Source organism: Mesorhizobium sp. M0518 (assembly GCF_040321125.1).
In the GTDB taxonomy this organism is placed as follows: Bacteria; Pseudomonadota; Alphaproteobacteria; order Rhizobiales; family Rhizobiaceae; genus Mesorhizobium.
Genome location: NZ_JAMYQY010000023.1, coordinates 1 through 18,130 on the forward strand (window position 1 = coordinate 1; position 18,130 = coordinate 18,130).

Genomic DNA, 18,130 nt, shown 5'->3' on the forward strand with positions numbered 1-18,130 from the left:
TGGTGTTCCCAAATGGCATCGCGAACCTCCCGGCGCAAAGCACGCCAAACTGTTCGCGATGTCCTCGCACACCTGTTCGCGATGTCTCCGGTCCAAACACCCCTGCCCGGGGGAGAGGAAAAGCCGGTCGCACGCTTCGCGCCTTTCCTCTCCCCCGTCGAGCGGGGGAGAGGTGGTCTGCGAAGCAGGCCGGAGTGGGGGTCGACAGCTCCAAGAGGCATCATCATGACCGCCTCCGACGCCCGTCCTCTCTCTCGTCGCGACTGGCTGCTCAGCGAGCGGCCGGCCTCGCGCACCCAGGCGAGGCTCGGCCGCGCCTATGTGGCGTGGCGGCGCTTTTCCGCCAACCGGCTGGCCTTTCTCGGCCTGCTCATTATCATTGCCTTGCTGATCGTTGCCGCCCTTGCCGGTGTGCTGGCGCCTTATTCTCCGACGTTCGGCGACCTGAAGAACGCGCGCCTGCTGGCGCCGAGCACCGAGCACTGGTTTGGCACCGACGATCTCGGCCGCGATATCCTGTCGCGCATCCTCTACGGCTCGCGCTGGACCCTTTATGTGGTCATCCTGGTCGCCATCATCGCGGCACCGATCGGCCTTCTGGTCGGCACGGTGGCCGGCTATGCCGGCGGCTGGACCGATGCCATCCTGATGCGCATCACCGACATCTTTCTCGCCTTTCCCAAGCTGATCCTGGCGCTGGCGTTTGTTGCAGCACTTGGCCCCGGCATCGAGAATGCGGTGCTGGCCATCGCCATCACCTCATGGCCGCCCTACGCCCGCATCGCGCGGGCAGAGACGCTGACGGTGCGAAATTCCGATTACATCAAGGCGGTGCAGCTGATGGGCGCCTCGCCCTTCCGCATCGTGCTGCGCCATATCATGCCGCTTTGCATTTCGTCCCTGATCGTCAGGGTGACGCTCGACATGGCCGGCATCATCCTGACCGCCGCCGGGCTCGGTTTCCTCGGCCTCGGCGCGCAACCGCCGCTGCCGGAATGGGGCACGATGATCGCGTCGGGGCGCCGCTTCGTGCTCGACCAGTGGTGGGTGGCCGGTGCGCCGGGCTTCGCCATCCTCATCGTCAGCCTCGGCTTCAACCTGCTCGGCGACGGCCTGCGCGACGCGCTCGATCCCCGCAGTGGTGACCAATGAGCAGGGAAACGAAGACGCTGCTCGAGGTCGACGATTTGCGCGTCACCTTCCCGACCCGCACCGGGCTGATCGAGGCGGTTCGCGGCGTCTCCTTCTCGCTCGGCCGCGAACGGCTCGGCATCGTCGGAGAATCCGGCTCCGGCAAATCGCAGACCGGCCGCGCCATCATGGGCCTGACGCCGCCGCAGGCGCGGATATCGGCCAACAAGCTCGCCTTCGACGGCATCGACCTGCTCAGCGTCTCGCCGCGCGAACGCCGGGCGCTGCGCGGCAAGCGCATCGCCATGATCCTGCAGGATCCGAAATACTCGCTCGACCCGGTGATGAGCATCGGCCGCCAGATCGTCGAAACGCTGCGCACGCATGAAAAGGTCGGCAAGGCCGAGGCGCGCGACCGCGCATTGGCCATGCTGGAGGCGGTGCAGATCCGTGATCCCTCTCGCGTCTTCAACCTGCATCCGCATGAAGTGTCCGGCGGCATGGGCCAGCGCGCCATGATCGCCATGATGCTGATCGCCGGTCCGGAAATGATGATCGCCGACGAGCCGACCTCGGCGCTCGACGTCACCGTGCAGCTTGATGTGCTCGGCATTCTCGACCGGCTGGTCAGTGAGCGCGGCATGGGGCTGATCTTCATCTCGCACGATCTGCGCCTGGTCTCATCCTTCTGCGACCGCGTCATCGTCATGTATGCCGGCAAGGTGGTCGAGCAGCTCAAGGCGTCCGAACTCGGCCATGCCCAGCATCCCTACACGCGCGGCTTGCTCAATTGCATGCCCAAGATCGGTGCCGACCGCCACCCGCTGCCGGTGCTCGACCGCAAGCCGGAGTGGGCGGCATGACTTCTGCGATTGCCGTCGACAGGCTGGAAGTGATCTTCGACCGTTTTCGCGCACTGAAGGGCGTCAGCCTCGACGTGCAGCCGGGTGAATCCTTTGGCCTGGTCGGTGAATCCGGCTCCGGCAAATCGACGCTGCTTCGGGCCATCGCCGGCCTTGCGCCGGTCGCATCGGGCAGCATCGCCGTCAACGGCAAGACGCTCGGGCCACGCCGCGACAAGGCCTTCTACCGCGAAGTGCAGATGGTCTTCCAGGATCCGTACGGCTCGCTGCACCCGCGCCAGACCGTCGACCGCCTGCTGCAGGAGCCGCTTGCCATCCACGGCTTCGCCGATGGCGAAAAGCGCATCCAGCGGGCGCTCGACGAGGTCGGGCTGGGAAACGGCTTTCGCTTCCGCTATTCGCACCAACTATCGGGCGGCCAGCGCCAGCGCGTGGCGATTGCCCGTGCCCTGATCCTCGAACCTTCGATCCTGCTGCTCGACGAGCCGACCTCGGCGCTCGATGCCTCGGTGCAGGCGGAAGTGCTCAACCTGTTGGAAGAGGTACGCAAGCGGCGCAAGCTGACCTTCCTGATGGTCAGCCACGACCTCGCCATCATCACCCATATGTGCGAGCGGCTGATGGTGATGCAAAGCGGCGAGGCGGTGGAGAATCTGGCGGCGGCAGACCTTGTCGAACGCCGCGTGACCAAGGATTATACGCGCAATCTGTTGCGGGCCAGCGACGGGTTTGTGAGAACCGGTTGAAATCTTTGCCACATGACCACTGGTTCAGGGAATTCCCATGGAGGAATGGAAGTTTGCAGATCCACCCAATGTCGCGGTGTTTTTGGACAGAGGCATAGTCACCCGCGGTGATTGGATTGCGTACGTTGTGCATGACGATGACGACGGTAGTTGGCAATTCCACAACAGCGAAACTGGACTTGTTGGCGAAGGCGAAATTATGATCGTCAGCTTGCAAAATGTTTTGCGGCGGGATGAAAGCATCCTGGAATTGGCCGACTTACCAGAGGGTTGGCATGCCTGGCGCAGCTCAAAATCGGCACCATGGCAACGCGCCAAGTCGCGCCAACACCCTCCAACGACAATAACTGATCCGGCAAAGCCTTAAGTCTGAGCTTGCACCGGTTCGCCGCTCTCCACGGGTGGGTCTTCCCGATCTTTCGGCTCCTTGATCCTGAACCACGTCACATAAAGCGCCGGCAGGAACAGCAGCGTAATCGCCGTGCCGGCAATGATGCCGCCCATCATGGCATAGGCCATCGGGCCCCAGAACACTTCGCGCGCGATCGGGATCAGCGCCAGGCTGGCGGCGGCCGCCGTCAGCGCGATCGGGCGCATCCTGTGTTCCGTCGCCTCGATGACGGCCGCCCAGCGGTCCTTGCCTTCTCGGACGAGATCCTCGATCTGCACGATCAGGATGACCGAGTTGCGGATCAGGATGCCGATCAGCGCCAGCACCCCGAGGATGGCGACGAAGCCGAGCGGCGCGCCGCTCGGCACAAGGGCCGCCACAACGCCGATCAGGCCGAGCGGCGCCACCGCCACCACCAGGAACAGGCGCTGGAAACTCTGCAATTGCACCATCAGGATCGTCGCCATGACGAACAGCATCAACGGCACGACGGCGGCGATCGGTCCTTGGCTTTTGGCACTCTCCTCGACCGAGCCGGCGGTAGCGATCGAATAGCCCGGCGGCAGGTTGGCGGTGAAGGCGTCGACCGAGGGCTTCAATTCGTTGACGACGGTGGCCGGCAGCACGTCGCCGACCAGTCCGGCGCGCACGGTGATGGTCGGGATGCGGTCGCGTCGCCACACCGTTGGCTGCTCCAGATCGTAGCGGAAGTTGGCGACGGCCGCGAGCGGGATCGCCTCGCCGGTACTGGTCGGCAGCTGCATGTTCTGCAACGTTTCGATCGAGCCGCGTTCGGACCCACGCGAGCGCGCCACGACATTGATCAGATAGGTGGCGTCGCGCACCTGCGTGATGGTGGCGCCGCCGACCGTACTGTTCAGCGCGCTGGCGATGTCGGAGGAGGTGATACCGAGCTGGCGTGCCTTGTCCTGTAGCACGTCGACCCTCAGCACACGCTGCGGCTCGTTCCAGTCGAAGGTCGGCGCGGCTAGCTTCGGATTGGCGGAGATGACACCGGCGAATTGCTGCGCCAGTTCGCGCACCGTCTGGATGTCGGGACCGCCGATGCGATACTGCACCGGGCGGCCGACCGGGGGCCCGAGTTCGAGCGGCTTGACGAAGGCGTCGGTGCCGACGAACTCCTCGCGCAGCAGTTTTTCAAGCGCCGGCTTGACCCGGTTGCGGGCCGCGATGCTCTTGGTGACGATGACGGTCTGGCCGAAATAGGGGTTGGCCGGCTGCACGTCATAGGCGAGCACGAAACGCACCGCGCCCTGGCCGATATAGGACGAAAAATGGTCGATGTCGGGATTGCCGACCAGCGCCCGCTGCTCGAACCGCTCCATCTGGTCGCGCGTATCGGCGATCGAGGCATTCTGCGGCAGGTTCCAGTCGACGATCAGCTCCGGCCGGTCCGATGGCGGAAAGAACTGCTGCTGCACCAGCCCGAAGCCGGCGATCGAGCCGGCAAACAAAAGCACGGTGACGATGATGGTCAGCCAGTGATGGCGCACCGAGCCGACAAGCACGCGCCGGAAAAGCGAGGTGAAGCGGCCGGGCTGGTCGTGATGCTTGGTTTTCATCGTCGCCGGCAGGATGGTGACGCCGAGCAGTGGCGCAAACAGCACCGCCACGACCCATGACACCAGCAGCGAAACGGCGATGACCACGAACAGGGTGAAGGTATATTCGCCGGCGGCGCTGTTGTTGAGGCCGATCGGGATGAAGCCGGCGACCGTCACCAGCGTACCGGTCAGCATCGGAAAGGCGGTCGATGTGTAGACATAGGTCGCCGCCTTGCGCAGATTGTCGCCGACCTCCAGCCGCGCCACCATCATCTCGACCGCGATCATCGCGTCGTCGACCAGAAGCCCGAGCGCGATGATCAGCGCACCCAGGGAAATACGCTGCAGCGAAATGCCGAGATAGGCCATGACCGTGAAGGTGATGGCCAGCACCAGCGGGATCGACAGCGCCACGACGAAGCCGGCGCGCATGCCGAGGCTGATGAACGACACCGCGAGCACGATGGCGACCGCCTCGAACAGCGCGCGCGTAAAGCCCGAGACGGCCTCCTCGACAATGACCGGCTGGTCGGCCACCAGATGCACGCCGACACCGACCGGCAGGTCGGCCAGCACCTTGTCCATCTCCTTGTGCAGCGCCTCGCCGAATTCGAGCAGGTTGGCGTTGGGTTTCATGCCGATGGCGAGCCCGATCGCGTCCTGGCCGTTGAAGCGGAATAGCGCCGTAGGAGGATCGACATAGCCGCGCGTGATCGTCGCCACGTCGCTGAGGCGGAAGAAGCGGTCATTGACGCGCAGATTGATGGCGCGCAGGCTGTCCTCGGAGGTGAACTGCCCGCCGACACGCACGCTGATGCGCTCCGGCCCGGACTGAATGACGCCGGACGGCGTAATCGCGTTCTGCGCCTGCAGGCTCGCCACGATCGCTTGCTGGTTGAGGCCGAGGGCGGCGATCTGGCGGGTCGAGAATTCGAGATAGATCGCCTCGTCCTGGGCGCCGACCAGGTCGACCTTGCCGGCGTTGGGCACGGTCAGGATTTTTGTTCTGGCGTCCTCGACATAGTCGCGCAACTGGCGCGGCGTCAGCCCGTCCGATGTGAAGGCGTAGATGTTGCCATAGACGTCGCCGAAGCGGTCGTTGAAGAACGGTCCCTGCACCCCCTGCGGAAACTGCGCCCCGATGTCGTTGACCATGTTGCGCACCTGAATCCAGTTCGGCACGACATCGCGTGCCTTGGTGGTGTCCTTCAGGTTGACGAAGATGACGGTCTGGCCGGCCGTGGTGACGGACTTGGTGTAGTCGAGGCTGTCGAGTTCCTCGAGTTTCTTCTCGATACGGTCGGTCACCTGCTGCACGGTTTCCTTGACCGAGGCGCCCGGCCAGTTGGCCTGGATGATCATCGTCTTGATGGTGAAGTTGGGGTCTTCTTCACGGCCGAGATTGAGGTAGGAGAACACGCCAGCCACGACGAAGACCAGCATGAAATACCAGACCATGGAGCGGTGGTTGAGCGCCCAGTCGGAGAGATTGAAGCCTTTCATGAGGCGCCTCCCTCGAGCACTTTCACCTTCTGGCCTTCGCTCAGGCTGTGGACGCCCGCCGTGACGACACGCATGCCCGCGTCAAGCCCTTCGGCCACGGTGAAGATAACGCCATTCTTCGACGCGATCTTGATGTCGCGTGCGTTCACGCTGGATGTCTGCGGGTCGACGATCCACACTTTCGCGGAACCGTTCTTTTCGAACAGCGCCGACATCGGCAGTTCGATCGTCGGTGCCACCTTGGTCACGCGGGTCGCCGTCACCGTCGAGCCGAGCCGGAAGGCCTGTGGCGGATCCGTGAGCGTCAGCTTGACGCGCCGCGTGCGGGTCGAGCCCTCGGATTGCGGTGCGATCTCGCGCAGCTTGGCCCCGGTCTGGATCGTCGGCAGCGACTGCAGGATCACCTGGAAGGGCGTGCCGGCCTCAAGATCACCGGTCAATTGATCGGGAATGTCGACCACCGCCTCGCGCAGGTCCGAACGCGCCACGGTGACGATGGTCTGGCCGGGCGAGACCGTCTGGCCAACTTCGGCGCCCACCGCGGTGACGACACCGTCGAAATCAGAGAACAGCCTGGCATAGCCGAGCTGCTCCTGCGATTTGGCAAGCGAAGCCTTGGCCCGCTCGACACCTGCCTCCGCAGCTTTGCGCGCCTGCTGCGCGGCATCGAAGACAGCTTGCGTGGCGTTGGCCGAGGCGAGCAACTGGCGCTGCCGTTCCTCGCTGGCGGCGGCGTTGGCGAGCTGCGCCTCGGCATTGGACAGTTCCGCCTTGGCCGCCTGGAGGCCCAACTCCAGCGCGGTCGGATCGAGTGCCGCTATCGTCGTGCCCTTGCTGACGATGTCGCCGACCTGGACGTCGCGCGAGACGACCCGCCCAAGCAGGCGGAAGGCCAGGTCGGCGCTGACCTGCGGTTCGACGGATCCGGCAAAACCGAAGATTTGCGTGGTGCGCGGCTCGATCACCATCGACAGCACCGGTCGGATGATCTCTGGCGGCTTTTCCTCCGACTTGGAGCAGGATGCCAGCGCGCCGAGCATGAGCACGCCGAGCAGGATGCGTGGCGTTCGGCTCATTGGCCCGCTCCCGATATTTCGATCGTCTGTCCAGGGCTGAGCAGCTGTCCTCCAGCGGTGACGACGCTCTGGCCCGCGTCCAGCCCCTTGGCGATCACGACCGTGCCCGAATTGAACGCCAGCACTTCGACCGGCGCCATCGTCACCGCCTTGGTCGAGGGATCGACGATCCAGACCGCCGGCTTGCCGCCGCTGGACGTCAGCGCCTGCCAAGGCAGCAGGATCGCCTTCGCCGGTTTGGCGCTTACCGAGCCGATGACGGCTGCCCCCAGCGGCATGCCGGCGGGCGTGTCGGGAATGGCGACTTTGACCCGGATCGAGCCCGAAGCCGGGTCGACCGCAGGCGAGATTTCGCGGACCTTGCCCGTCGCCCTGACCTGCGGATCGGACAACAGCGTGATCGTCACCGCAGGCGATGCCGGTGTCTTGGCGATCAGCGTCTCCTGCACGTTGAATACCGCGTCGCGGTCCCCGTCCTCGGCGACGGTGAAGACGGTTTGCGCGGCTTGCACCACTTGGCCGGTTTCGACTTGGCGGGCGGTAATCACGCCGGCGGCACCGGCCTTGAGTTCGGTGAAGGACAGGTTTTGCTGGGCGTTGGAGAAAGCGCTCTGCGCGGCATCGACGCTGCCTTGTGCCATCTTCAGGGCCTGGTCCGCGGCGTCATAATCGCGCCTGGTGGTGAAACCCTGGGCGAGCAGCGTCTTCTGCCGTTCGAAGGCGGCGGCGGACTGGGTCAATTGCGCCTGTGCCGCGTCGAGATCGGCCTGCGCCGAGCGCAAATCGGATTCCTGCTCCTGCGGATCGATCCGGGCAAGCACCGTGCCTTGATCGACATGCTGGCCGACATCGACAAACCGTTCGGCGACGCGACCGCCGACCCGGAACGACAGATTGTTCAGCGTACGCGCCGCGATCACCCCGGTCAGCGAGGTCCTTGGCGCATAGTCGGCCATCGCCACCGTTTCGGTGCGCACCATGATCTGCAGTTTCTTGTCCACCGCTTCCTGCTTCTGGCAGCCGACCAAAAGCAGCGCAGCCGTGCAGGCGAAAAGCGCCGGGGCGGCTGGAAAAGACAAAAGACCGGGAGCTTGGACCGACGGCTGCGAGACGGGCGAAGTCACGTTCCTGCTCATGGGCTCCCCCGGCCGCGGCGGCTCGCTGGTCGCGATGCCTCGTGGACATCCAGAGGATAGTCGATCCCCGGGAAAAGGAAACCGGTCTCGTACGTGTATCGCCTGACTGGTTAAGCGCCGGGATCTGCCCACCGCAGGCCCAATCGCCTGCCGGTGGTGCCGACTTGAGGAAAACGTGAAATAAGGTCAGAAGATGTCTCAACGGCATCAAACAGGACGGGCGCCGGCCCGGTGAGGGATACGATGAAGAATTCAGCCATTTCCGAACGCAAGAACCAATCGATTTCCCGCGGTGTCGGCATGACCACGCAGATCTATGCCGACCGGGCTGAAAATTCGGAAATCTGGGATGTCGAGGGGCGTCGCTATATCGATTTCTCGTCGGGCATCGCCGTCGTCAACACCGGGCATCGCCATCCCAGGGTGATCGAAGCGGTCAAGGCACAACTCGACCGCTTCACCCACACCTGCCACCAGGTGGTGCCCTATGAGAGCTATGTGCGCCTGGCCGAACGGCTGAACGGCATGCTGCCCGGCAAGTTCGAGAAGAAGACGATCTTCGTCACCACCGGGGCGGAGGCGGTAGAGAACGCCATCAAGATCGCCCGCAATGCCACCGGCCGTCAGGCGGTCATCGCCTTCGCCGGCGGTTTCCATGGCCGCACCTTCATGGGCATGGCACTGACCGGCAAGGTCGTGCCCTACAAGGTCGGCTTCGGCGCCATGCCGGGCGATGTCTATCATGCGCCGTTCCCGGTGCCGCTGCACGGTGTCTCGGTCGCCGACTCGCTGGCGGCGCTCGACCGGCTGTTCAAGGCCGATGTCGATCCGGCCCGCGTCGCCGCCATCATCATCGAGCCGGTTCAGGGCGAGGGCGGCTTCTACGACGCGCCGCGTGACTTCCTGGTTGCGCTGCGCAAGCTTTGCGACCAGCACGGCATGCTGCTGATCGCCGACGAAGTGCAGACCGGCTTTGCCCGCACCGGCAAGATGTTTGCGATGGATCACCATGAGGTGGCCGCCGACATCACCACCATGGCCAAGAGCCTTGCCGGCGGTTTCCCGCTGGCGGCGGTCACCGGCCGCGCCGAAATCATGGATGCGCCCGGGCCCGGCGGGCTCGGCGGCACCTATGGCGGCAGCCCGATCGGCGTTGCCGCCGCGCACGCCGTGCTCGACGTGATCGAGGACGAAAACCTGTGCGACCGCGCCAACACGCTGGGCGCAAGGCTGAAGCAGCGGCTGCAGTCGATCCGCGACGACGTGCCCGAGATCGTCGACATCAGAGGCCTCGGCTTCATGAACGCGGTCGAGTTCAACGACGTCAAGAAGGGCCTGCCGTCGGCCGAGATCGCCAATGCGATCCGGTTGAAGGCGCTCGACAAGGGCCTGATCCTGCTGACCTGCGGTGTCTACGGCAACGTCATCCGCTTCCTGGCGCCGATCACCATCCAGGACGAAGTCATGAACGAAGCACTCGACATCCTGGAAAGCTCGATCCGCGAAGTCTGCGCCGCCTGAACTTCTACCTCCCCCCTGTGGGGAGGTCGGACCGAAGGTCCGGGTGGGGGCCTCGCACAGACCCCCACCCCGCTGCTTCGCAGCGACCCTCCCCACAAGGGGAGGGTAAGCGGGGGCTAGCCCGCAGCCCTGGCAGGCTCATCCTGCTGAAACGCGGCCAGCGCCGCCTTCAAACCGTCAGGTCCCTCAGCAACCGTTTCCTGCGTCGGCGAAAAGCCGGCGCCGAGCATCTTGCGGCCAAGCATGTGGTCGCCGGGGCGGTTGACCGATTCGATGCCGAGCAGCCGGTCGCCGGCATAGTGGTAGATCGAGAATTTGTTTTCGGGCAGGTCGCCCAGCACGACATGGCTGTCGCCGCCGGCGGTCAGGCCGACCATCTGCAATTTCATGTCGCCGATGTCCGACCAGAACCATGGCACCGCCGAATAGGCGTCGGTGTGGCCTGATATCGTGCGCGCGGCAAGCCGCGCCTGATCGGTGGCGTTCTGCACCGATTCCAGCCGCACGTCGCCGCCGGTGAACCAGTGACGGTAGGAGGCAGCATCGCCAATGGCGAGAATCTCCGGCATCGACGTGCGCATCTGATGATCGACGCGGATGCCGTTGGCGATGCCGAGGCCTGCAGACTGCGCCAGTTCGACATTCGGCATGGCACCAATGCCGACGATGACCATGCGCGCCGGCAGCCTTTCGCCTGACGAGGTGATGGCGGCCGTGACATGACCGTTTTCGCCATCGAGCCTGGCGATCGAGGTGCCGGTGAGAATGCGCACGCCTGTCGCTTCCAGCCGTTGCCGGACGTGGCTCGCCACCACCGGCGCCACGGCGCGGCCGAGTAGCCGGTCCACGGCCTCCACCACTGTCACCGTGCGGCCGGTGGCCCGCAGTGTGGCTGCTATCTCCAACCCGATGAAACCGCCGCCGAGGATGACGATTTCGTCGCTTTGCGCGCTGAGGTCGCGGATCAGCCGCGCATCGGCCAGCGAGCGCAGCGACAGCACACCGGACAGGTCGGCACCGGGCAGCGGCAGCGTGCGCGGGCGCGAGCCTGTCGCCAGGATCAGATGGTCAAAGGCCAGCGCACCACCGCCGGCAATATCCAAACTGCGGCGTCGGGTATCGATCCGATCGATCCTGACGCCAGGCCGGTAATCGATGGCGCTGCCGGTGTAAAAGGCCTCGCCGCGCAAGGGTTGCGGCTTGGCCTCGGCATCCTTGATGAAAGTCTTCGACAGCGGCGGCTTGTGATAGGGAAGTTCGTCCTCATCCCCGACGAGGATCACCGGCCCGTCATAGCCGTCTTCGCGCAGACTGGCGGCCGCTTGCACGCCCGCATGACCCGCGCCGACAATGACCACACCGTTCTTCATCGCATTCCAATCCCGCTTCTATCCTAGGATGTCTCGCCAAGTGGCAATTGTCTGGTGCCGCCGCAAGAGAGCTTTTGCGGGTCGCACCCGGAATGGCAGCTGTCAATCGTACAGTTCAACGGCAAGACCGGTGCAGAAAGACGCATAAGTTGACAGTCGTAGTTTAGAATAATTCTAAACTGTTGTTTCAATTGACTTTTCCTACGGATTGTCATTGACATCCGACGATGTCGCAGCTTTATGGAAGCTCGCGCGTCAGCGCATCCCTTTAATGTCTGGGCCTTGAACCCTTTCGATTGGAGGCATTTTGGTGTCTTTCTTCCGCGAACCGCGCGCTAGCGCGGCATCTCTTGCGCCCAATGGCCCGCAGATGGCCTGGCGCCGGTTGCTGTGCGCGCCGTTTACAGAATTTCCGAGAAACTGGAGAGTGATTATGACAGCACGATATGGCAGCAGGCTTGCGGCGATCGGCGCCACTGCCCTGCTGACGGCGGCGGTATTCGTGTTGCCGGCAAAGGCGGAAACCGATGCAAAGGCCGTCATCAAGACCTATTCCGACATCGCGCTCGCCAAATATGAGGATTCGCTGACCACCGCGCAGGCGCTCGACAAGGCGGTCGACGCGCTGCTCGCCACGCCATCGGCGGAAACCCTCAACGCTGCCCGTGACGCCTGGAAGGCATCGCGCGTTCCCTACCAGCAGACCGAGGTCTACCGCTTCGGCAACAAGATCGTCGACGACTGGGAAGGCAAGGTGAATTCCTGGCCGCTGGATGAAGGTTTGATCGACTACGTCGCCAAGAGCTACGGCACCGAATCGGACGCGAATGCGCTCTACACGGCCAATGTGATCGCCAACAAGGAGATCGAGATCAACGGCAAGAAGGTCGATGCATCGAAGCTTTCGCCGGAATTCCTCTCCGGCACGCTGCAGGGAGCCGGCGGCATCGAGGCCAATGTCGCCACCGGCTACCACGCCATCGAATTCCTGCTCTGGGGCCAGGACCTGCATGGCACCGGGCCGGGTGCCGGCGAGCGCCCCTATACCGACTACGACCTCCAGAACTGCACCGGCGGCAATTGCGATCGCCGCGCCGAGTATCTGAAATCGGCCAGCGACCTTCTGGTTTCGGATCTTCAGGAGATGGTCGGCAACTGGAAGGAAGACGGCGCCGCCCGCAAGGCTCTCGTCGATGGCGAGCCGAACACGGCGATCTCGACCATCTTCACCGGCATGGGCTCGCTGTCCTACGGCGAACTGGCCGGCGAGCGCATGAAGCTCGGCCTGCTGCTGCATGATCCGGAAGAGGAGCACGATTGCTTCTCCGACAACACGTACAATTCGCATCTCTACGACGCCATCGGCATTCGCGCGGCCTATCATGCGAGCTACACGCGTCTCGACGGCACCGTCGTTTCGGGTCCCTCGGTGGCCGATATGGTGAAGGCGGCCGATCCGGCGATCGACAAGGAACTGTCTGACAAGCTCGATGTTTCGGTCGCCAAGATGGAGGCGATCAAGGCGCGTGCACTGGCCGGCGAGGCCTATGACCAGCAGATCGCCGAGGGCAACATTGAGGGCAACGCCACCGTGCAGGCGGCGATCGATGCGCTGATCGATCAGACCAAGTCGATTGAGCGCGCCGTCGGCTCCTTGAAGCTCAGCACCATCGCCTTCGAAGGGTCCGATAGCCTCGACGCGCCGGACAAGGTGTTCAAGTAAGGGTCGCAAGACAGGTGACTGATCCGGGAGCCGGAAAACCGGCTCTGGAACGGCCTCCGCTAGAAAATCAAGCCACACGGCGCGGGAGACGCCGTCAGCCAGCCGAGCAAGCCAATGCTGATTTGTCATTGCAATATCATCACCGAGAAGGAGATCGAGCAGACGATCGTCGGGCTGCTGGACCAGGATCCCTGGCAGCTGATCGTGCCGGCGAAGATCTATCATGCCATGCAAAAGCGCGGTCGCTGTTGCGGCTGCTTCCCAAATGTGGTGGAAACGATCATTCGGGTCACCGAAAATTACCACGCCCGCTCGGAGGCGAGCGGCGTGGATGTCGTTTCACACCTGGATCGCGTCAGAGGCCTGCGCGTCCAATACGGGAGCAGAATTCATGAAAGGCGATCCGCAGATCATCGAGCGGCTTAACGAGGCCCTTTTTCTGGAACTTGGGGCTGTCAATCAGTACTGGGTGCATTTCCGCCTGCTCGAGGACTGGGGATACGCCAAGCTGGCAAAGAAGGAGCGGGCGGAATCGATCGAGGAGATGCACCATGCCGACAAGCTCGTCGCCCGCATCATCTTCCTCGAAGGCCATCCGAACCTGCAGTCCGTGGCGCCGCTGCGCATCGGGCAGAACGTCAAGGAAGTGCTCGAATCCGACCTTGCCGGCGAATATGACGCACGTACCGCCTACAAGCGCTCGCGCGAAATCTGCAACGACGCCGGCGACTACGTGACGATGAAGCTGTTCGAGGAATTGCTGGCCGATGAGGAGGGTCACATCGACTTTCTCGAGACGCAGCTCGACCTGCTTGCCTCGATCGGCGAGGAGAAATACGGCCAGCTCAACGCCGCATCGGCGGACGAGGCGGAGTAAGGGCATGCGGGAATGCGGCGCCTGCTAGAATTCGTGCGCCGCTCGCGGCGGGCCGACGGCTCGCCGCTCCCTGAGAAGACGCCGGCCGGATTGGCGCGTCGGCGCTGTGTCGTGCTCGTGTTTGCGCTTGCCTCTTCGGCGATGGCCGGTGATCTTCAGCCGGCCGGGCTCGCCACCACGCGCACCGACCTCAATGCGAAGGATCAGGCGCGCGTCATCGCCGTCACCAGGCCGACCATGGATTTTTCCAGGCCAGAGCAGTTCGAACTGATGCAAGGTGGCGCCGGCACGTCCCGAAAGGACGTCAGCCGCGATTCCTTCTCGCAATCCTCGGCCAACATCACCTTCGAGGAAGAGGGCGACTTCAAGCTCGGCAATGCCCTTTTCCGCAAGAACTGGGTGTCGTCGCCATCCTCGACGCAGGCTTCGGACGGGCTCGGCCCGCTGTTCAACGAACGTGCCTGCCAGAACTGCCATCTGAAGGATGGCCGCGGCCGCCCGCCGCAAGGCGACGCCGGCACGACCTCGATGTTCCTGCGGCTGGCACGGGAGGCCAGCAACGCGGAAGAGAGGGCAGCGATTGCCGAACACAAGGTGCTCAACTTCCCCGACCCGGTCTACGGCACGCAATTGCAGGAGCTCGCCGTACCCGGTCTGCGCGGCGAAGGTGGGATGCATGTCGACTACCAGGAACGTAAGGCGGAGCTGACGGACGGCACCGTGATTTCCTTGCGCAAACCGAGCTATTCGGTCGTCGACCCTGCCTATGGACCACTCGACCCGCGCACCACGCTGTCGCCGCGACTGACGCCGCCAATGATCGGCCTGGGCCTGATCGAACAGATCGCGCCGGCTGATATTCTCGCCCACGCCGATCCGGACGACAGGGACGGCGACGGCATTTCCGGCAGGCCGAACATCGTGCGCGATAGCTTGAGCGGGGAACTGACGCTCGGCCGCTTCGGCTGGAAGGCGCAGACCGCGTCGATCCGCCAGCAGGCAGCGGATGCCTTTGCCGGCGACATCGGCATCTCGACGCCCGAAGAGCCGAAGCATTGGGGCGATTGCACTGCTGCGGAGGCAAAATGCATCGCCATGCCGAACGGCGTGCAGCAGCGTCTTGGCCCGGTCGAGGCGCCGCCGCCGGTGATGGATCTCGTCACCTTCTATTCGCAGAACCTGGCCGTGCCGGCGCGCCGCGACCTCGACACGCCGCAGGTGCTCATTGGCAAGAAAATCTTCTACGAGATCGGCTGCATCGCCTGCCATACGCCGAAATTCGTCACCCGTCGCGGCACGGCCCACAAGGCGCAGGCCTTCCAACTGATCTGGCCCTATTCCGACTTCCTGCTGCACGACATGGGGCCTGATCTGGCCGACGGCCAGGCCGTGGGAGATGCGACGGGCAATGAATGGCGCACGCCGCCGCTGTGGGGCATCGGCCTGACCGAGACGGTCAACGGCAATTCCTTCTTCCTGCATGACGGGCGCGCGCGCAGCTTGACCGAGGCGATCCTGTGGCATGGCGGCGAGGCGCAGAAAGCGCGCGACCGCTTTGCCGCAGCCAATGCGGCCGACCGCAATGCGCTGCTCAAATTCCTGGAGGCACTGTGATGTTCAAGCGCTCTGCATTGTTTCTCGTTCTTCCGCTGGCTCTGCTGGGCGTCGTCCCGGCGTCGGCGGCGGTCAAAGCCTCCGACATCATCCAGCGGGCGATCGATGGCTTTGTCCGCCCGGCCTATGCCGGCCTGCATCAGCATGCGGAAGCCTTGACGAAAGCGATGCACAAGCTCTGCGAAGCGCCCTCGCAAGGAGAACTCGATGCCGCACGCGCCGAATTCTCCGCCACCGTCTATGCCTGGTCGTCAGCCGAAATCATCGCCTTCGGACCGATCAAGGAGAACAACCGGCTGGAACGCATGCTGTTCTGGCCGGATCGCAAGAGCATCGGCCTGAAACAGGTACAGGCGGCGCTGTCCGACAAGGATCCGACCGCGACCGATCCGGCACAACTGGCTGGCAAGAGCGTTGCCATGCAGGGGCTGGGCGCGCTCGAATTCGTTCTTTACGGCGACGGCGCCGATGCACTTGCCGGCAAGGATGATCCCTACCGCTGCGCTTATGGCACTGCTGTTGCCGGCAACATCGAAACCATGGCCGGCGAGGTCAGCGCCGCCTGGAACAAGCCGGACGGCTTTCCAGCCCTTTGGGCCAATCCGGGGACGCAGAACCCGCTCTACCGCGACGGCAACGAAGCGGTGACCGAACTGGTCGGCGTCTTCATCAATGAGCTGGAAATGGTCCGCGACGTGCGCCTGAAAGGGTTTTTCGGCGGCAAGCCGGATGCGGACAAGCCGAAACAGGCGATCTACTGGCGCTCGCAAAACACCACCAATTCGCTGGCTGGAAATCTCTCCGGCATCGACACGCTGTTCCAGGCCTCGAAGCTTGGCGACGCCCTGCCGCCCGATGCGCGCTGGATGGCCCAATCGATCCATATCCAATTGGTCAACGGTGTCGCCACCGCAAAGTCCATTCAGGGCCCGATCGACAAGGCGCTCGCCGATCCGACACTGCGTGACAAACTCGACCATTTCGCGCTGATCACCTCCAGCCTGTCGACCTTGATCGGCACCAGGTTGACCGCTGAATTCGGCCTGACCGCCGGCTTCTCGTCGCTGGATGGGGACTGAGCATGACCTTGAGATTGGCCGAAACGCCCATAGCTTCGTCATCCTGGGGCGAAGCAAGGAGCGAAGCGACGCAGCGCAGACCCCGGGATCCATGCCGCGACTTCAAAGCGCTGCCGCGGTCCAGAATTTTGCTCCGTTGCACCCGACGGTCAAGGTCACGGCATGGATCCTCGGGTCTCCGCGACGGAGCTTCGCTCCTGCTCCGCCCGTGGATGACGAAGTTCCGGAGGCGTCGGCCAACTTCCAATGTCTGCGATGGATCATTCCAAGAATCGGTAGGTGCCAAGCGTCAGCTCCGATCCGTAATAATCACCGTGTCCTGGAGCGAGCCAGTGCAGGGGAGGATAGTCTCTTGAAAACCTCCCTCATCGATCGCCGCGATTTCCTGAGGGCTGCGGGTATCGGCTTTGCCGCGGCAATGGCGCCGTCGGCCTGGGCAACGACGCTTGCGGCCGACGCCGTCTTCGCCACCGCTTTCGTCAAACGCGACGGCAGCTTTGGCGCTGCCGTCCTGTCCGAGGCCGGCAAGCTCCTGCATGCGATCGACCTGCCCGATCGCGGCCACGATGTCACCTTCGATCCCATATCGAAACGCTCGGTGGTCTTCGCGCGTCAGCCCGGCACCTTCGCCGTGGTTTTCGATCACTCGGGCCGTGACGCGCCGCTGACCATCGCCAGCATCGCCGGCCGGCATTTCTTCGGCCATGGCGTGTTCTCGCCCGACGGGGCGCTGCTTTATGCCACCGAAAACGACTTCGAGAATGCTGCCGGCGTCGTCGGCGTCTACGACGCGCGGGCGAAATTCAGCCGCATCAGTGAGTTCCCGACCTACGGCATGGGTCCGCACGAGCTTCTGCTGCTGGGCGACGGCAGGACGATCGCTGTTGCCAATGGCGGCATCGAGACCCATCCGGATTACGGCCGCGCCGAGCTCAACATCGCCACCATGAAGCCGTCCTATGTGCTGATAGACCGCGTTACCGGCTATGTCATCGAGAAACACGAATTGCCGGCCGCACTGCATCAGCTGTCGATCCGCCACATGGACACCGATCCGGCCGGAAGCGTCTGGTTCGGCTGCCAGTACCGGGGACCGGGCAGCGATCGTCCATTGCTGGTCGGTCGCGCCGCGCGCGGCAAGGATCTGCAGTTGCTCGACATGCCGCAGGACGTTTTGTCCGGCTTCCGCAACTACATAGGCTCGGTCGCGGCCAATCGGGCTGCCGGAACCGTCGCCGTTTCCTCGCCGGAAGGCAACTCGCTTGTCGTGATCGATGCGGCCAGCGGCCGGGTCGTTGCGAACAGCGCGTTGGTCGAGGTCTGCGGCGTGGCCCCCGATGGAACCGGCTTCATGGCCACCACCGGCGCCGGCGAGATCGTCGAGGGCAGCGGCGCGACACGCTCCGAACCGGACTATGTCTGGGACAACCACATGCTGCGCATCGAACAGGCCGCATAGTCTACCAGCGAAGCCGTTTAACGAATTATGCACTATCCCCTTGCGGTGGCGGGCCGTGGCGGGCACAGGGAATTGT

At 64.0% G+C, this 18,130-nt stretch carries 15 protein-coding genes; 11 read left to right on the forward strand and 4 right to left on the reverse strand.

The window, feature by feature from the left end:
* The first annotated feature begins 225 nt into the window (after positions 1–225).
* Genes nikC through NKI66_RS26825 form a run of 4 tightly spaced genes read left to right on the forward strand, consistent with a single transcriptional unit; the run spans position 226 to position 3,107 of the window.
* Positions 226–1,152, forward strand: a complete 927-nt coding sequence (gene nikC, locus NKI66_RS26810) for a nickel transporter permease (protein ID WP_023811431.1) — start codon at positions 226–228, stop codon at positions 1,150–1,152.
* On the forward strand, positions 1,149–1,994 hold the full coding sequence (locus NKI66_RS26815) for an ABC transporter ATP-binding protein (protein ID WP_031213315.1): 846 nt from the start codon (positions 1,149–1,151) through the stop codon (positions 1,992–1,994). The genes nikC and NKI66_RS26815 overlap by 4 nt, the downstream gene beginning before the upstream one ends.
* Positions 1,991–2,740 (forward strand): ABC transporter ATP-binding protein, encoded by a 750-nt coding sequence (locus NKI66_RS26820; RefSeq protein ID WP_023811429.1) that lies wholly within the window; start codon positions 1,991–1,993, stop codon positions 2,738–2,740. Before NKI66_RS26815 ends, NKI66_RS26820 begins: the two co-directional genes overlap by 4 nt.
* 37 nt (positions 2,741–2,777) lie before the next feature.
* The gene (locus NKI66_RS26825; protein ID WP_023811428.1) at positions 2,778–3,107 is read left to right on the forward strand and encodes a hypothetical protein; all 330 of its coding nucleotides are present in this window, start codon (positions 2,778–2,780) and stop codon (positions 3,105–3,107) included.
* Here NKI66_RS26825 and NKI66_RS26830 read toward each other — a convergent pair.
* From NKI66_RS26830 to NKI66_RS26840, 3 genes are read right to left on the reverse strand one after another with little or no spacing between them, the layout of a single operon-like run.
* Positions 3,104–6,199: an efflux RND transporter permease subunit gene (locus NKI66_RS26830; protein ID WP_023811427.1), complete on the reverse strand. Its 3,096-nt coding sequence runs from the start codon at positions 6,197–6,199 to the stop codon at positions 3,104–3,106. The genes NKI66_RS26825 and NKI66_RS26830 overlap by 4 nt on opposite strands.
* Positions 6,196–7,275: an efflux RND transporter periplasmic adaptor subunit gene (locus tag NKI66_RS26835; protein WP_023811426.1), complete on the reverse strand. Its 1,080-nt coding sequence runs from the start codon at positions 7,273–7,275 to the stop codon at positions 6,196–6,198. The genes NKI66_RS26830 and NKI66_RS26835 overlap by 4 nt, the downstream gene beginning before the upstream one ends.
* Positions 7,272–8,411: an efflux RND transporter periplasmic adaptor subunit gene (locus NKI66_RS26840; RefSeq protein WP_023811425.1), complete on the reverse strand. Its 1,140-nt coding sequence runs from the start codon at positions 8,409–8,411 to the stop codon at positions 7,272–7,274. The genes NKI66_RS26835 and NKI66_RS26840 overlap by 4 nt, the downstream gene beginning before the upstream one ends.
* Before the next feature lie 243 nt (positions 8,412–8,654).
* Here NKI66_RS26840 and NKI66_RS26845 point away from each other — a divergent pair, with 243 nt between their 5' ends.
* Positions 8,655–9,932: a 4-aminobutyrate--2-oxoglutarate transaminase gene (locus NKI66_RS26845; protein ID WP_023811424.1), complete on the forward strand. Its 1,278-nt coding sequence runs from the start codon at positions 8,655–8,657 to the stop codon at positions 9,930–9,932.
* A 116-nt stretch (positions 9,933–10,048) separates the two neighbouring features.
* Here NKI66_RS26845 and NKI66_RS26850 read toward each other — a convergent pair whose 3' ends face one another.
* The gene (locus NKI66_RS26850) at positions 10,049–11,302 is read right to left on the reverse strand and encodes an NAD(P)/FAD-dependent oxidoreductase (RefSeq protein WP_023811423.1); all 1,254 of its coding nucleotides are present in this window, start codon (positions 11,300–11,302) and stop codon (positions 10,049–10,051) included.
* A gap of 433 nt (positions 11,303–11,735) precedes the next feature.
* Between NKI66_RS26850 and NKI66_RS26855 the strand changes: the two genes are divergently transcribed.
* The 6 genes from NKI66_RS26855 to NKI66_RS26880 all read left to right on the forward strand — a co-directional run bounded on the left by NKI66_RS26855 (position 11,736) and on the right by NKI66_RS26880 (position 18,054).
* Positions 11,736–13,025 carry an imelysin family protein gene (locus NKI66_RS26855; protein WP_023811422.1) on the forward strand — a complete coding sequence of 430 codons (1,290 nt, stop codon included), beginning with the start codon at positions 11,736–11,738 and terminating at the stop codon, positions 13,023–13,025.
* 114 nt (positions 13,026–13,139) lie between these two features.
* Positions 13,140–13,451, forward strand: coding sequence for a (2Fe-2S)-binding protein (locus NKI66_RS26860; protein ID WP_023811421.1), 312 nt, complete (start codon positions 13,140–13,142; stop codon positions 13,449–13,451).
* A complete protein-coding gene (gene bfr, locus NKI66_RS26865; protein ID WP_013527914.1) occupies positions 13,417–13,902 on the forward strand; it encodes a bacterioferritin in 486 nt (161 codons plus the stop codon). The genes NKI66_RS26860 and bfr overlap by 35 nt, the downstream gene beginning before the upstream one ends.
* Before the next feature lie 12 nt (positions 13,903–13,914).
* Positions 13,915–15,516, forward strand: coding sequence for a di-heme oxidoreductase family protein (locus tag NKI66_RS26870; protein WP_023811420.1), 1,602 nt, complete (start codon positions 13,915–13,917; stop codon positions 15,514–15,516).
* A complete protein-coding gene (locus NKI66_RS26875; protein WP_023811419.1) occupies positions 15,516–16,595 on the forward strand; it encodes an imelysin family protein in 1,080 nt (359 codons plus the stop codon). The genes NKI66_RS26870 and NKI66_RS26875 overlap by 1 nt, the downstream gene beginning before the upstream one ends.
* A 352-nt stretch (positions 16,596–16,947) precedes the next feature.
* Positions 16,948–18,054 (forward strand): DUF1513 domain-containing protein, encoded by a 1,107-nt coding sequence (locus NKI66_RS26880; RefSeq protein WP_023811418.1) that lies wholly within the window; start codon positions 16,948–16,950, stop codon positions 18,052–18,054.
* Positions 18,055–18,130: the final 76 nt, after the last annotated feature.

What these genes read in the sequence shown, in the direction of transcription:
- bfr (WP_013527914.1), top strand. Translation starts at nt 13,417, where the DNA reads ATGAAAGGCGATCCGCAGATCATCGAGCGGCTTAACGAGGCCCTTTTT.
- nikC (WP_023811431.1), top strand. Translation starts at nt 226, where the DNA reads ATGACCGCCTCCGACGCCCGTCCTCTCTCTCGTCGCGACTGGCTGCTC.
- NKI66_RS26850 (WP_023811423.1), bottom strand. Translation starts at nt 11,302, where the DNA reads ATGAAGAACGGTGTGGTCATTGTCGGCGCGGGTCATGCGGGCGTGCAA.
- NKI66_RS26840 (WP_023811425.1), bottom strand. Translation starts at nt 8,411, where the DNA reads ATGAGCAGGAACGTGACTTCGCCCGTCTCGCAGCCGTCGGTCCAAGCT.
- NKI66_RS26870 (WP_023811420.1), top strand. Translation starts at nt 13,915, where the DNA reads ATGCGGCGCCTGCTAGAATTCGTGCGCCGCTCGCGGCGGGCCGACGGC.
- NKI66_RS26820 (WP_023811429.1), top strand. Translation starts at nt 1,991, where the DNA reads ATGACTTCTGCGATTGCCGTCGACAGGCTGGAAGTGATCTTCGACCGT.
- NKI66_RS26830 (WP_023811427.1), bottom strand. Translation starts at nt 6,199, where the DNA reads ATGAAAGGCTTCAATCTCTCCGACTGGGCGCTCAACCACCGCTCCATG.
- NKI66_RS26855 (WP_023811422.1), top strand. Translation starts at nt 11,736, where the DNA reads ATGACAGCACGATATGGCAGCAGGCTTGCGGCGATCGGCGCCACTGCC.
- NKI66_RS26875 (WP_023811419.1), top strand. Translation starts at nt 15,516, where the DNA reads ATGTTCAAGCGCTCTGCATTGTTTCTCGTTCTTCCGCTGGCTCTGCTG.
- NKI66_RS26815 (WP_031213315.1), top strand. Translation starts at nt 1,149, where the DNA reads ATGAGCAGGGAAACGAAGACGCTGCTCGAGGTCGACGATTTGCGCGTC.
- NKI66_RS26845 (WP_023811424.1), top strand. Translation starts at nt 8,655, where the DNA reads ATGAAGAATTCAGCCATTTCCGAACGCAAGAACCAATCGATTTCCCGC.
- NKI66_RS26860 (WP_023811421.1), top strand. Translation starts at nt 13,140, where the DNA reads ATGCTGATTTGTCATTGCAATATCATCACCGAGAAGGAGATCGAGCAG.
- NKI66_RS26835 (WP_023811426.1), bottom strand. Translation starts at nt 7,275, where the DNA reads ATGAGCCGAACGCCACGCATCCTGCTCGGCGTGCTCATGCTCGGCGCG.
- NKI66_RS26825 (WP_023811428.1), top strand. Translation starts at nt 2,778, where the DNA reads ATGGAGGAATGGAAGTTTGCAGATCCACCCAATGTCGCGGTGTTTTTG.